This is a genomic window from Bradyrhizobium sp. Ken64, assembly GCF_055807555.1.
Window position 1 is genome coordinate 18182 of the sequence record NZ_JBVVPA010000042.1, and the last position, 13249, is coordinate 31430.

Annotated in this window: 12 protein-coding genes; 6 read left to right on the forward strand and 6 right to left on the reverse strand. The window is 63.7% G+C overall.

The window, feature by feature from the left end; genetic code table 11:
* Nucleotides 1-11 precede the first annotated feature (11 nt).
* From AC0L2F_RS34220 to fahA, 4 genes are all read left to right on the forward strand, one after another.
* Complete coding sequence (locus AC0L2F_RS34220; RefSeq protein ID WP_473251350.1) at nt 12-251, forward strand: DUF2783 domain-containing protein; 240 nt, start codon at nt 12-14, stop codon at nt 249-251.
* A gap of 27 nt (nt 252-278) precedes the next feature.
* On the forward strand, nt 279-1235 hold the full coding sequence (locus tag AC0L2F_RS34225; RefSeq protein ID WP_007604459.1) for an MBL fold metallo-hydrolase: 957 nt from the start codon (nt 279-281) through the stop codon (nt 1233-1235).
* 2 nt (nt 1236-1237) lie between these two features.
* Complete coding sequence (gene hmgA, locus AC0L2F_RS34230) at nt 1238-2584, forward strand: homogentisate 1,2-dioxygenase (RefSeq protein ID WP_473251351.1); 1347 nt, start codon at nt 1238-1240, stop codon at nt 2582-2584.
* A 180-nt stretch (nt 2585-2764) separates the two neighbouring features.
* On the forward strand, nt 2765-4030 hold the full coding sequence (fahA, locus tag AC0L2F_RS34235) for a fumarylacetoacetase (RefSeq protein WP_473251352.1): 1266 nt from the start codon (nt 2765-2767) through the stop codon (nt 4028-4030).
* Between the two features lie 117 nt (nt 4031-4147).
* On the opposite strand, the gene AC0L2F_RS34240 is transcribed toward fahA, so the two are convergent.
* Nucleotides 4148-4459: a DUF1272 domain-containing protein gene (locus AC0L2F_RS34240; RefSeq protein WP_063992415.1), complete on the reverse strand. Its 312-nt coding sequence runs from the start codon at nt 4457-4459 to the stop codon at nt 4148-4150.
* A 73-nt stretch (nt 4460-4532) separates the two neighbouring features.
* A complete protein-coding gene (locus AC0L2F_RS34245; RefSeq protein WP_473251353.1) occupies nt 4533-5012 on the reverse strand; it encodes an Lrp/AsnC family transcriptional regulator in 480 nt (159 codons plus the stop codon).
* A 121-nt stretch (nt 5013-5133) separates the two neighbouring features.
* Between AC0L2F_RS34245 and hppD the strand changes: the two genes are divergently transcribed.
* Nucleotides 5134-6249, forward strand: coding sequence for a 4-hydroxyphenylpyruvate dioxygenase (hppD, locus tag AC0L2F_RS34250; RefSeq protein ID WP_473251354.1), 1116 nt, complete (start codon nt 5134-5136; stop codon nt 6247-6249).
* Nucleotides 6250-6445: 196 nt separating this feature from the next.
* Here the strand turns inward: hppD and AC0L2F_RS34255 are convergent, their stop codons facing one another.
* From AC0L2F_RS34255 to AC0L2F_RS34270, 4 genes are all read right to left on the reverse strand, one after another.
* Nucleotides 6446-7555: a CaiB/BaiF CoA transferase family protein gene (locus tag AC0L2F_RS34255; protein WP_473251355.1), complete on the reverse strand. Its 1110-nt coding sequence runs from the start codon at nt 7553-7555 to the stop codon at nt 6446-6448.
* A gap of 208 nt (nt 7556-7763) precedes the next feature.
* Nucleotides 7764-8564, reverse strand: a complete 801-nt coding sequence (locus AC0L2F_RS34260) for an FAD binding domain-containing protein (protein ID WP_473251357.1) — start codon at nt 8562-8564, stop codon at nt 7764-7766.
* Nucleotides 8565-8577: 13 nt separating this feature from the next.
* A complete protein-coding gene (locus tag AC0L2F_RS34265) occupies nt 8578-10920 on the reverse strand; it encodes a xanthine dehydrogenase family protein molybdopterin-binding subunit (protein WP_473251358.1) in 2343 nt (780 codons plus the stop codon).
* A gap of 84 nt (nt 10921-11004) precedes the next feature.
* Complete coding sequence (locus AC0L2F_RS34270) at nt 11005-11490, reverse strand: (2Fe-2S)-binding protein (RefSeq protein ID WP_007599059.1); 486 nt, start codon at nt 11488-11490, stop codon at nt 11005-11007.
* A 359-nt stretch (nt 11491-11849) separates the two neighbouring features.
* Here AC0L2F_RS34270 and AC0L2F_RS34275 point away from each other — a divergent pair.
* The coding region (locus AC0L2F_RS34275) for a HAMP domain-containing protein (protein ID WP_473251359.1) at nt 11850-13249 on the forward strand (1400 nt) is incomplete at its 3' end.

Consider the following 13249-nt stretch of genomic DNA (forward strand, 5'->3'; position numbering starts at 1 on the left):
TGAGGATTGGCATGCCGCTCTCGACCAGCTCCAATTTCGCGCGGCCCGACGACGCCTTTCGCGCCATCGTGGAGGCGCATCGGGGCTTCACCGACGAGCAAAGCGCCGATCTCGACGCGGCGCTGGTGCTGATCCTAGCAAACCATATCGGCGATATCGACGTGCTGCAGGAGGCGATCCTCCTCGCCAAGCGGCGCATGATCGACGGCCAGCAGCAACAGCAACAGCAACAGCAACAGCAACAACAATAATAACCCAGTGACTTGAAGGATGAACTGATGGCGAAGAACTTCGCATCCACCGGCGACCTCTCCGAGAAGAAGATCACCTTCTCCGAGATCGGCACCGATCTCTACGCCTTTACCGCGGAGGGCGATCCGAACACCGCGATCATCGTCGGCGACGACGGCTGCCTGGTGTTCGACGCGCAGTCGACGCCGGCGATGGCCAACAAGGTGATCGAGCGCGTCCGTACCGTCACGGACAAGCCGATCAAATATGTCGTGCTGTCGCATTATCACGCTGTGCGCGTGCTCGGTGCCTCCGCCTACAAGGCGCAGGGCATCGTCGCCTCGCAGGAGACCCACCGCCTGATCGAGGAGCGTGGCCAGCAGGATTGGGATTCCGAGTATGGCCGCTTTCCGCGCCTGTTTCAGGACGCATCGAGCATTCCCGGCCTGACTTGGCCGACGCTGACCTTCGAAGGCGAGATGTCGATCTATCTCGGCAAGCGCGAGGTGCGCCTGATGCAGCTTGGCGCCGGCCACACCTCCGGCGACATCGTTGCCTGGGTGCCCGATGCCGAGGTGATGTTCTCCGGCGACCTGATCGAATACCACTCGGCCTGCTATTGCGGCGACGCGCATTTGCGCGAATGGCCGCTGACGCTGAACGAAATCCGCAACTTCAATCCCAAGGCGATCGCGCCGGGCCGCGGCGACGCGTTGAAGGGTGTCGCCACGGTGCGCGAAGCCATCGCGATGACGCGCGACTTCGTCACCTCGCTCTACGGCGCCGCTGAAATCTCGGTCGCCAAGGGCCGCACGCTGAAGGAATCGATGGCGGCGACGCGCGAGGTCATGGATCCGAAATTCTCGAGCTTCGCCATCTACGAGCACTGTCTGCCGTTCAACGTGTCGCGCGCCTATGACGAGGCGTCGGGGATCGACGACCCCGTGATCTGGACCGACAAGCGCGACCAGGAGATGTGGGCCGCCCTGCAAGGAGGAGGATAGTCATGAACATCAATACCTCGCCCGATCAGATCATTCGCAGCACGGCCCAGGTCACGCCGGGCTACATGTCCGGGTTCGGCAACAGTTTTGAAACCGAAGCCCTGCCGGGCGCGCTGCCGATCGGGCGCAACTCGCCGCAGCGCTGCGCCTATGGCCTCTATGCCGAGCAGCTTTCCGGCTCGCCCTTCACCGCGCCGCGCGGCAGCAATGAGCGCTCCTGGCTCTATCGCATTCGCCCGTCGGTGAAACATTCGGGCCGGTTCGAGAAGGCCGACGGCGGCCTTTGGCGTTCGGCACCGTGCCATGAAAACGATCTGCCGATCGCACAATTGCGCTGGGATCCGGCGCCGATCCCGAAGGAGGACATGACTTTCCTTCAGGGCGTGCAAACCATGACCACCGCCGGTGACGTCAACACCCAGGCCGGCATGGCCGCCCATGTCTATCTCATCACCAAGTCGATGGTGGACCAGCACTTCTACGATGCCGACGGCGAACTGATGTTCGTGCTGCAGCACGGCGATCTTCGCATCGTCACCGAGTTCGGTCGCATCGATGCCGAGCCCGGCGAGATCGTGGTGATCCCACGCGGCGTCAAGTTCCGCGTCGAGATTCCGAACGGACCGGCGCGCGGCTATCTCTGCGAAAACTACGGCGGCGCCTTCACGCTGCCGGAGCGCGGGCCGATCGGCGCCAACTGTCTCGCCAATGCCCGCGACTTCCTGACACCGGTCGCGCACTACGAGGACAAGGACACGCCGACCGAGCTGTTCGTGAAATGGGGCGGCGCTCTGTTCAAGACCACGCTGCCGCATTCGCCGATCGACGTCGTCGCCTGGCACGGCAATTATGCGCCGTACAAATATGATCTGCGCAGCTTCTCGCCGGTCGGCGCGATCGGCTTCGATCATCCCGATCCCTCGATCTTCACCGTGCTGACCTCGCCGTCGGAGACCGCAGGCACGGCGAATATCGACTTCGTGATCTTCCCCGAGCGCTGGATGGTCGCCGACAACACCTTCCGCCCGCCGTGGTATCACATGAACATCATGAGCGAGTTCATGGGCCTGATCTACGGCGTCTACGACGCCAAGCCGCAAGGTTTCGTGCCGGGCGGCATGAGCCTGCACAATTGCATGCTGCCGCACGGCCCCGATCGCGATGCCTTCGAGCACGCCAGCAACGGCGAGTTGAAGCCGGTCAAGCTGACCGGCACCATGGCCTTCATGTTCGAGACCCGCTACGCGCAGCGCGTCACCGCGCATGCCGCGAATTCCGCGACGTTGCAGGACGACTACGCGGATTGCTGGAAGGGCCTCGAGAAGCGGTTCGATCCGAGCCGACCGTAATGTTCTTTCTTCCCCTCTCCCCTTGTGGGAGAGGGTGGCTCGCCGCGAAGCGGCGAGACGGGTGAGGGGTCTCTCTCCCCACATGATCCTCTCGCAGTATCAATTGTCGATGCAACCCCTCATCCGGCGCTTCGCGCCACCTTCTCCCGCAAGGGGAGAAGGAAAAAGGACTGGCGAAAAGTGACAACCCACCCCAACCTCCGCTCCTTCATCGACGTCGATCCCGTCTCCGATTTCCCGATCCAGAACCTGCCTTACGGCGTGTTCTCGACTGCGGACAATCCAACTCCGCGCGTCGGCGTGGCGATCGGCAATTATGTGCTCGATCTCTGGGAGCTGGAGCAGGACTCTCGGCTCGACGTCGGGCCACTCGGCGTGTTCTCGACCCCGTCGCTCAATGCTTTCATGGCGCTGGGGCCAAAGGTCTGGGCGAAGACGCGGGCGCGGATCAGCGAGCTCCTGCGTGCCGATCATCCCGAGCTGCGCGATAACGAGGAACTGCGCAAGCAGGCTTTGGTGCCGATGCGCGACGCAAAACTACATCTGCCGTTTGCGGTCTCCGGCTACACCGATTTCTATTCCTCGAAAGAACACGCCACTAACGTTGGCGTCATGTTCCGTGGCAAGGACAATGCGCTGCAGCCGAACTGGCTCCATATGCCGATCGCTTACAACGGCCGTGCCTCGACCGTCGTGGTCTCGGGCAGCAAGGTGAAGCGTCCGCGCGGGCAGCTCAAGCCGCCGAATGTGGAGGCGCCGAGCTTCGGACCGTGCAAGCGGCTCGATTTCGAGCTGGAGATGGGTGTCGTGGTCGGCCAGCCCTCAGCCATGGGCGGGATGCTCACAGAGCAACAGGCCGAGGAGATGATCTTCGGCTTCGTGCTGCTCAACGATTGGAGTGCACGCGACATCCAGCAATGGGAATATGTGCCGCTTGGCCCGTTCCTCGCCAAGGCGTTCGCGACCTCGATCAGCCCGTGGGTGGTGACGCGCGAGGCGCTGGAGCCGTTTCGTCTGAAGGGGCCGGAGCAGGAGCCGGTGCCGCTCGATTACCTCAAACAGGGCAAGCCGCAGAACTACGATCTCGACCTCGACGTCTCCTTGCGGGCCGCTGGAGCCAACGCGCCAGCCGGCATCAGCCGCACCAATTTCAAGTATATGTACTGGTCCTCGGTGCAGCAGCTGATGCACCACGCCTCCTCCGGCTGCGCCATGAATGTTGGCGACCTCCTCGGCAGCGGCACCATTTCCGGCCCGGAGAAGAACCAGCGCGGCAGCCTGTTGGAGATCAGCTGGAACGGCACCGAGCCGGTCGAATTGCCCGGCGGCATCAAGCGGTCATTCCTGGAAGACGGCGACAGCCTCGTCATGCGCGGCTGGTGCCAGGGCGAGGGCTATCGCGTCGGGTTTGGTGAGGTCGAAGGGACGATTCTGGCGGCGGAGTAGGGCGCCCCACACTCAGTCTTGTAGGGTGGGCAAAGGCGCATCAGCGCCGTGCCCACCATTCCTCTCCGCGATCGCGGTAGCGTGGTGGGCACGCTTCGCTTTGCCCACCCTACGAAGTCAGCGCATTTCAGGCGCCACATCCTTGACCCGCGCGCAATGCGCGGCGACGTCCTCCAGGCTGTACTTCAGATGCACCCGCTTGTCCGACGGCGCCTGGTTGGTCGTGCACACGCCCGGTCGCCATTCCTGCGTTGGCCTGATCGGGCGCGGCGCAAAACCGCCGCCGCAGTTCGGGCAGACGTTGGAGAGTTTCGTCTCCACACAGTCCGCACAGAACGTGCATTCATAAGAGCAGATCCGCGCATCAGTTGCGTTCGGGGGCAGGTCGCGGTCGCAATATTCGCAGTTCGGTCGAAGCTGGAGGGCCATGCTCAGTCTCCGCAGATTGGCCGGGATCATCGCAGATCGTGCGGGCAGCGCGAATGCCGGATTTCCCTCGATTTCAGCCGGGTTTGATCTCCTTCAGCGGCAGCCGCGTGCTCTCCTTCAGCCTGTCGAGTACGATCGAGGAGCGCACATGCGCCACGCTCTGGTGCGGCATCAGCACGTCGTTGACGAGATTGGAGAGACCCTTGAGGTCGCGCAGCACGGCTTTCAGCACATAGTCGGCGTCGCCCGTGAGCGAATAGGCCTCCTGGATCTCGTCGATGCGGTTGACCAGAGCCCGAAACCGCTTGGAATTGTCCGGCGAGTGGGTCGCCAGCGTGACCTGGATGAAGGCGATCACGCCGAAGCCGAGCGCCTCGCTGGAGAGATCGGCATGATAGCCCGCGATCACCTTCTCCTGCTCCAGCCGCATCCGTCGCCGCGAGCATTGCGAGGCCGAGAGCCCGGCGAGGTCGGCGAGCTCCTGGTTGGTGAGGCGGCCGTCGTCCTGGAGCGCGGCAAGGATCTTGAGGTCGAAGGCGTCCACCGGAATCATGCGTGTTTCATCCACTTCATGCACAGACTGTGCATATGTTAGTCAAAAGCCGTCTCATTTGCACGCCCCTTGCGCGTCCCATGAAGGATAGTTCCTTCCAGCAGCAATCTGGGAGAGCACCATGGGTCCGTTTCCGCACGATGCACCGCCGGCCACGATCAGCGTCGACAATCCGATGGGCACCGACGGGTTCGAGTTCGTCGAATATGCGCATCCCGATCCGAAAGAGTTGCACGCGCTGTTCAAGCTGATGGGCTATGCGCCCGTCGCGCGTCACAGGACCAAGTCCATCACGGTCTATCGCCAGGGCGACATCAACTATCTCGTCAACGAGGAGCCCGGCACCCACGGCTTCGACTTCGTCGCCGCGCACGGCCCGTGCGCGCCGTCGATGGCGTTTCGCGTCGTCGATGCGAAGGCGGCCTATGACCGCGCGATTTCGCTCGGCGCCGAACCTGCCGATGTGTCCTCCGCGCAGAAGACGCTCGATGTCCCCGCGATCAAGGGCATCGGCGGCAGCCTGCTCTACTTCGTCGATCGCTATGGCGCCAAGGGATCGGCCTATGACAGCGAGTTCGAATGGCTCGGCGTGCGCGATCCCCGTCCCGCCGGCGCCGGCCTGTTCTATCTCGATCACCTCACCCACAACGTCCACCGCGGACGCATGGATGTATGGACCGGTTTCTACGAGAAGCTCTTCAACTTCCGCCAGATCCGCTTCTTCGACATCGAGGGTCGCGCCTCGGGCCTGTTCTCGCGGGCGCTGACGAGCCCCGACGGCAAGATCCGGATTCCGATCAACGAAGACGCCGGCGACTCCGGCCAGATCGAGGAATATCTGAATATCTATCGCGGCGAAGGCATCCAGCACATCGCCTGCGGCTGCCGCGATATCTACAGCACCATCGAGGGCCTGCGCGAGGCCGGTCTGCCCTTCATGCCGGCGCCGCCCGAGACCTATTTCGAGCGGATCGACACGCGCCTGCCTGAGCATGGCGAGGACGTCGCTCGACTTCGGGCCAACGGTATCCTGATCGACGGCGAAGGCGTGGTCGACGGCGGCCAGACCAAGGTGCTGCTGCAGATCTTCTCGGCCAACGCGATCGGCCCGATCTTCTTCGAGTTCATCCAGCGCAAGGGCGACGACGGTTTTGGCGAAGGCAATTTCAAGGCCCTGTTCGAATCGATCGAGGAGGACCAGATCCGGCGCGGGGTGCTGAAGGTGGATGCGGCGTAGGCGCGCTATTTAGGCACGCCGCGGCGTTAAACACAGCCGTCGTCCTGGCGAAAGCCAGGACCCATTAGCCCAGGGAGCGATCGGTGGGTTGACTGATAACTCCGAGTCTTCGTCAAACCACGTTTGGTGGCTATGGGTCCTGGCTTTCGCCAGGACGACGGCGGAGTGTGGTGCGGCAGCGGAGATCTTGCAGCTCCTAACGCTCCGCCCACGCCTTCGTCACCGCGTCGATCTCCGCTGCTTCCGGCTCGCGCACCGCCGATGGCGTCCGCGAAAAGCGCGGCGCCGGGGCCGGCTGCTTCACGCCGTGGCGCTCGACGAAGACGTTGCGGGCGACCATGTGCGGATGCTTGGTCGCTTCCGACATGGTCAGCACCGGCGCAAAGCAGATGTCGGTGCCTTCCATGATCTTGCACCAGTCCTCGCGCGTCTTGCTCTTGAACACCATCTTCAGTTTTTCCTTCAGCGCGGGCCAGGCCTTGCGGTCCATCTGCGCGTCGAAATCGGCGTCGGTCAGGCCGGCGTGCTCGCGCAGCAGCGCGTAGAATTGCGGCTCGATCGAGCCGATCGAGACGAAATGGCCACAGGCGCATTCGTAGACGCCGTAGAAATGCGCGCCGCCGTCGAGGAAGTTCTCGTCGCGGCCTTCGGTCCAGCGGCCGAGCGTAGTCATGTCGAAGAAGAACGACATCAGCGATGCCGCGCCGTCGCACATCGCGGCATCGACGACCTGCCCCTTGCCTGACCGCGAGGCCTCCAGCAGCGCCGCAAGCACACCGACGACGAGGTAGAGCGCGCCGCCGCCGAAATCGCCGACGAGGTTGAGCGGCGGCACCGGCGCTTCCTTCGTGCCGATCGCGGCGAGCGCGCCGGTGATGGAGATATAGTTGATGTCGTGGCCGGCGGCATTGGCGAGCGGGCCTTGCTGGCCCCACCCTGTCATGCGGCCGTAGACCAGCTTTGGATTGCGCGCGAGCACCACATCAGGCCCGAGGCCGAGCCGCTCCATCACGCCGGGACGGAAACCCTCGACCAGCGCGTCGGAATTCGCAAGCAGATCGAGCACCTCCGCGATCGCCGTCTTGTCCTTGAGGTCGAGCTCGACCACCTTGCGGCCGCGGCCTGCGACCGACTTCATGTTCTTCCTGGCGCCGACCCGATCGAGCGTGACGATTTCGGCGCCCATGTCGGCCAGCATCATGCAGGCGAACGGGCCGGGCCCGATGCCGGCGAATTCGACGATGCGGAAACCTGCGAGCGGGCCGGAGGTGCGAACGGAGGAGGTGGGGGCTGATTTGTCGAGCACGCTGCTATTTCCTCGGGTCGCGGGCGGATGCCGATTGTTCGGCAATCGCCTCGGACATTCCTCTGTGGGCGAGTTAATTGGCTGATTAACTTTTCTCGCCTTCGCGCCAGCGAGGCAAGCGGTTTTCGTGCCGCATGGCCAAAATAAAAACGGCGCGCACCGAAGTGCGCGCCGCGGAAGATTTGTGTTGAGGCGCTAAGCGCGATGATCAGCGTGCGGCAGCCACCGCGCGCTGGGCCATCACCTTGATCAGGTTGGCGCGGTACTCCGCCGTGCCGTGGATGTCGGCCAGCAGATTGCTCGCCGAAATGCTCACGCCGTCGATCGCCGACGGCGACCAATTCGCCTTCAGCGCCGTTTCGATGGCGGGGACCCGCATCACGCCGCTTTGCGAGGCGCCGGTGGCGGCCACCCGAACGTCGCCCGATTTCGTCTGCGCCACGAACACGCCGGTCAGCGCGAAGCGAGACGCAGGGTGGCGCATCTTTTCGTACCCTGCCTTCGCCGGCACGGGGAACGACACGGCGGTGATGAGCTCGCCGTCCTCCAGCGCCGTCGTGAACATGCCCTGGAAAAAGTCATTCGCCGTGATCGACCGCTTGTTGGTCTTCACGGTGGCGCCGAGCGCGAGCAGCGCGGCGGGAAAATCCGCGGCGGGATCGTTGTTGGCGATCGAGCCACCGATCGTGCCGCGATAGCGCACGGCGGGGTCGCCGAGCACCGAGGTGAGATAGGCGATCGCGGGAATCGCCTTCTTCACATCGGCATTCTGCATGATGTCGAAATAGGTCGTGCCGGCCTTGATGGTCAGTACGTCACCCGAGAGTTCGACGCCCTGCAGCTCCTTGATCTTGCCGAGGTCGATGACGTCGGACGGGCTGGCGAGGCGTTGCTTCATCACCGGCAGCAGCGTCTGGCCGCCGGCAAGGAACTTTGCTTCGCTGCTCTTGGAGAACAGGCTGACGGCTTCGTCAACCGAGGACGCGCGATGATAAACGGTCTGGTACATCTTCGTTCCTCCCTTAAGCCGCGTGGATCGTGCGCCACACCCTGTCAGGGGTCGCGGGCATTTCCAGATTGTTCTTGCCGATCGCGTCCGTGATCGCATTGATCACGGCCGCTGATGCCCCGATCGCGCCGGCCTCGCCGCAACCCTTGATGCCCAAGGGATTGCCCGGGCATAGCGTCGTGGTGTGGGAGAGGTTGAACGAGGGAACGTCGTCGGCGCGCGGCATGGCGTAGTCCATGAACGAGGCCGTGACCGGCTGCCCGTTGGCGTCGTAGATCGCGTGCTCGAGCAACGCTTGTCCGATGCCTTGCACAAGACCGCCATGGACCTGGCCCTCGACGATCATCGGGTTGATCAGCCGGCCGAAATCGTCGGCTGCGACGAAGTTGACGAAAGAGGTCTTGCCCGTGCCGGGATCGACCTCGAGCTCGCAGATATAAGTGCCGGCCGGGAAGGTGAAGTTGGTCGGGTCGTAGAAGGCGCTCTCCTTCAGGCCCGGCTCCATCCCGTCAGGCAGATTGTGCGCGGTGTAGGCCGCGAGCGCGACCATCGGGAAGGCGATCGCCTTGTCGGTGCCGGCGACCTTGAACTCGCCGTTCTCGATGACGATGTCGCCTTCCGAGGCTTCCAGCGCGTGCGCGGCGATCTTCTTGGCCTTGGATTCCATCTTCTCCATTGCCTTCAGGATCGCGGTGAGGCCGACGGCCGCCGAGCGCGAGCCATAGGTGCCCATGCCGAACTGCACCTTGTCGGTGTCGCCATGGACGATCGAGACCTGGCTGATGGGAACGCCGAGCCGCTCCGCGACGAGCTGGCAGAACGTGGTCTCGTGACCCTGGCCGTGGCTGTGCGATCCCGTCAGGATCTCGATGGTGCCGACCGGGTTGACGCGGACTTCGGCGGACTCCCAGAGACCGACGCCGGCGCCCAGGCTGCCGACGGCCTTCGACGGCGCGATGCCGCAGGCCTCGATGTAGCAGGACACGCCGATGCCGCGCAGCTTGCCGTCGGCTTTCGCCTTGGCCTTGCGCCCGGCAAAGCCGGCATAGTCGATCGCCTTCATTGCGGCGTCGAGCGAGGCGTTAAAGTCGCCGACGTCATAAGCCATGATCACCGGCGTCTGATGCGGGAACTGGGTGATGAAGTTGGTCCGGCGCAGCGCGGCCGGATCGACCTTCAACTGCCGCGCCGCCGTTTCCATCAGACGTTCGATCAGATAGCTCGCCTCGGGGCGGCCGGCGCCGCGATAGGCGTCGACCGGCGTGGTGTTGGTGTAGACCCCGACCACCTCGGCATGGATCGCCGGGATGTTGTACTGGCCCGACAGCAGCGTCGCGTAGAGATAGGTCGGCACCGACGACGAGAACAGCGACATGTAGGCGCCGAAATTGGCGTAGGTCTTCACCTTCAATCCGGTGATCTTGTTGTTGGCGTCGAACGCCATCTCGGCGTGGGTGACGTGGTCGCGGCCATGCGCATCGGTGAGGAAGGCTTCGGTGCGGTCGCCGGTCCATTTCACGGGCCGGCCGACTTTCTTCGAGGCCCACAGCGCCACCATCTCTTCGGGATAGATGAAGATTTTTGAGCCGAAGCCGCCGCCGACGTCGGGTGCGATCACGCGCAGCTTGTGCTCGGGTGCGATGTTGTAGAACGCCGACAGCACCAGGCGGGCGACGTGCGGATTCTGCGACGTCGTGTAGAGCGTGAAGTGCTCTTCCGCCGAATCGTAATCGGCAATCGCCGCGCGGGGCTCCATTGCGTTCGGCGCGAGACGGTTGTTGGTGACGTCGAGCTTCACCACGTTGGCGGCCTTGGCGAAGGCGGCATCGGTGGCGCCCTCGTCGCCGATCACCCAGTCATAAACCTGGTTGCCGGGAGCTTCGGGATGCAGCTGCGGCGCGCCGGACTTGATAGCCGCGTGGACGTCGGCGACCGCGGGCAGCTCTTCGTAGTTCACGACCACGGCTTCGGCCGCGTCGCGTGCGAGATTTTTGCTCTCGGCGATCACGACTGCGACGGCCTGACCGACGAAGCGCACCGTCTCCGGCGCCATCGCCGGCCATGCGCCCATCTTCATCGGGCTGCCGTCCTTGGAGGTGATGGCCCAGCCGCAGATCAGGTTGCCGACTTTGTCGTCGACGATCTCCTGGCCCGTCAGCACCGCGACCACGCCCGGCATCTTCAGCGCGGCGGAGGAATCGATTCCCTTCACCCTGGCATGCGCATGCGGGCTGCGGATGAAATGGGCATGAGTCATGCCCTGCAATTTGATGTCGTCGACGTAGCGGCCCTTGCCTGTAATGAAACGCTTGTCTTCCTTGCGCACGACGCTTGCGCCAATGCCTTCAACACCCATGTCTGGTCCTCCCGACCGGAATTTGTCTTGACCGCGCTTTCCCTCGAAAGCGGCGGCGATGGTTCTTTCTTCGAGGCGCGCCGATTACTCGGCTGCCTGCGAGACCTTCATGCGGCCTGCCGCGTCCAGCACGGCTTTGACGATGTTGTGGTAGCCGGTGCAGCGGCAGATGTTGCCCTCGAGCTCGTGGCGGACGGTGGCCTCGTCGAGCTGGCCACCATAGCGGTGCACGATGTCGATCGCCGACATGATCATGCCCGGCGTGCAATAGCCGCACTGCAGGCCGTGATTGTCGCGGAAGGCGGCCTGCATCGGGTGCAGCTCGTCGCCCTTGGCGATGCCTTCGATCGTGGTGATGCTGGCGCCATCGGCCTGGCCGGCCAGCATGGTACAGGATTTGACCGCCTTGCCGTCCATATGAACGACGCAGGCACCGCACTGGCTGGTGTCGCAACCGACATGGGTTCCGGTGAGGTTGAGGTGGTCGCGCAGCAGCTGAACCAGCAGCGTGCGGTCCTCGACGTCGACGGCAACAGCCTTGCCGTTCACCGTCAGTTTGACTGTAGACACGGTTGAATCCTCCCCGGGGTCGATTTTGATTGTTTCTAATTAGAGACAGCGACCCGGAACTTTGCAACTACGATTTTGGTCGCCCGCGTCATGGAAAAGTCATTGATCCGGAATGGCCAGCATTGGTGGGGGGGTGGCCGAGTCGACCGAATGGGGGCACGGCCCCGGGGCGCAGCTGGGATGCCAGCCTCTATATCCCTATGCAGTTCGCCTTTTCAGTTCGCCTTGGCCGATAGAGCCGGAAAACTCCGCGGGCGCACCGAATTTACCGCCCCTTATCGATTCTGCCTTAGTTTTGCTCAGCTAGGTCAGGGGGCGGGACGCCACCGGATCGCGGCTGAATGAAAATGGGGGTGGGAATGTCCGGGCGTATCGCGTTTTCGTCGAAGCGCACAATAATGCCGACCCTCAGGTTCCGCGCCAAGATCATTCTGGGCTTTGCCGCCGTGCTGGTGATCTCCGCCGGCAGCATGGCTTTCTCCTATTTTGGCTTCGAGCGGGTCTCGTCCGGGGTCGGGTCCTACCGCAGCAGCGTCACCGAGGCCGATCTCGCCCGTAATATCGACCGGGAGCTGCTCGCCTATCGCTCGGCCGTCAAATATTTCGTCGTCACCGGCAAGGAGGACGACGCCAAGACGGCGCTGGACGCGGAGACCGGCCTGAAGAGCGCCATCGACCAGGCGGTCAAGAGCGCCAAGATGCCGGCGCGCCAGGAGAGCCTGGGCAAGCTCGCCAAGGAGTTCTCCAACTTCTCCGCGACTTTCGCGAAGGTCCTCCAGGCCAAGCGTGACAGCGCGCTGCTGGTGCAGAACCAGCTCATGCGCAACGCCAACCTCCTGAAATACAAGCTCGACGACATCGGTAACAACGCCTCCGATTCCGAGGCGCAGGCGATCGAGTTCGGGACCAAGCAGGTCAATGCCCAATTCCAGACCGCGAACGCGGCGGCGACCAATTTCGTGCTGACATCCGACCAGGCGATCGCGACCAGCGCGCTGGCGCGGCTGAAATTCGTCGAGAACTCGCTCAACGCGGTCTATTCCATGGACGACAAGATCGTCGCCGGCCTGAAGGACGCCAAGGAATTGCTCGGTGCCTATCGGGGATCGCTGGAGAAGCTGATCGCCAATGCCAAAATGATCGACGATCTCGTCACCGAGATGAGCGGTTCGGCCGGCGCGATCCTTCAGGGTGCTACCGCCATGAAGGCGGACCTCGTTGCCGAACAGCAGCGGCTGGAGTCCGAATCGGAGGCGACCATCGGGAAGACCGAGCAACTGGTGCTGATGCTGGCCGTCGGCGGCACGCTGCTCGGCGCGGTTCTCGCTTTCCTGCTCGGCACCGGCATTTCGCGTCCGATGATCGCGATGTGCAAGGCGATGCGCGAGCTTGCTTCGGGCAATTTCGACGTCGTGCTGCCGGGCCTGGGCCGCAAGGACGAGATCGGCGAGATGGCCGGCGCGGTGGAAGAATTCAAGGTGCAGGCCGTGGCCAAGGCCGAGCGCGATGCCGCCGCCAACGAGGCCCAGAACAAGGAAGCGAGCGCTGCTCGCCGCTCCGAACTGATTCGTTTCGCCGACGATTTCGAGAGCGCGGTCGGTGCCATCGTCTCCAACGTCTCGGCTTCCGCCGTGCAGCTGGAATCGGCGGCCTCGACGCTGACCCGCACCGCCGAGACGACCCAGAGCCTGTCGAGCCAGGTCGCCGACGTCTCCGAGCAGGCCTCCAGCAACATGCAGTCGGTCGCCACCGCGACCGA

What these genes read in the sequence shown, in the direction of transcription:
- AC0L2F_RS34225 (WP_007604459.1), top strand. Translation starts at nt 279, where the DNA reads ATGGCGAAGAACTTCGCATCCACCGGCGACCTCTCCGAGAAGAAGATC.
- AC0L2F_RS34260 (WP_473251357.1), bottom strand. Translation starts at nt 8,564, where the DNA reads ATGTACCAGACCGTTTATCATCGCGCGTCCTCGGTTGACGAAGCCGTC.
- AC0L2F_RS34245 (WP_473251353.1), bottom strand. Translation starts at nt 5,012, where the DNA reads ATGATTCCGGTGGACGCCTTCGACCTCAAGATCCTTGCCGCGCTCCAG.
- AC0L2F_RS34265 (WP_473251358.1), bottom strand. Translation starts at nt 10,920, where the DNA reads ATGGGTGTTGAAGGCATTGGCGCAAGCGTCGTGCGCAAGGAAGACAAG.
- hmgA (WP_473251351.1), top strand. Translation starts at nt 1,238, where the DNA reads ATGAACATCAATACCTCGCCCGATCAGATCATTCGCAGCACGGCCCAG.
- AC0L2F_RS34240 (WP_063992415.1), bottom strand. Translation starts at nt 4,459, where the DNA reads ATGGCCCTCCAGCTTCGACCGAACTGCGAATATTGCGACCGCGACCTG.
- hppD (WP_473251354.1), top strand. Translation starts at nt 5,134, where the DNA reads ATGGGTCCGTTTCCGCACGATGCACCGCCGGCCACGATCAGCGTCGAC.
- AC0L2F_RS34220 (WP_473251350.1), top strand. Translation starts at nt 12, where the DNA reads ATGCCGCTCTCGACCAGCTCCAATTTCGCGCGGCCCGACGACGCCTTT.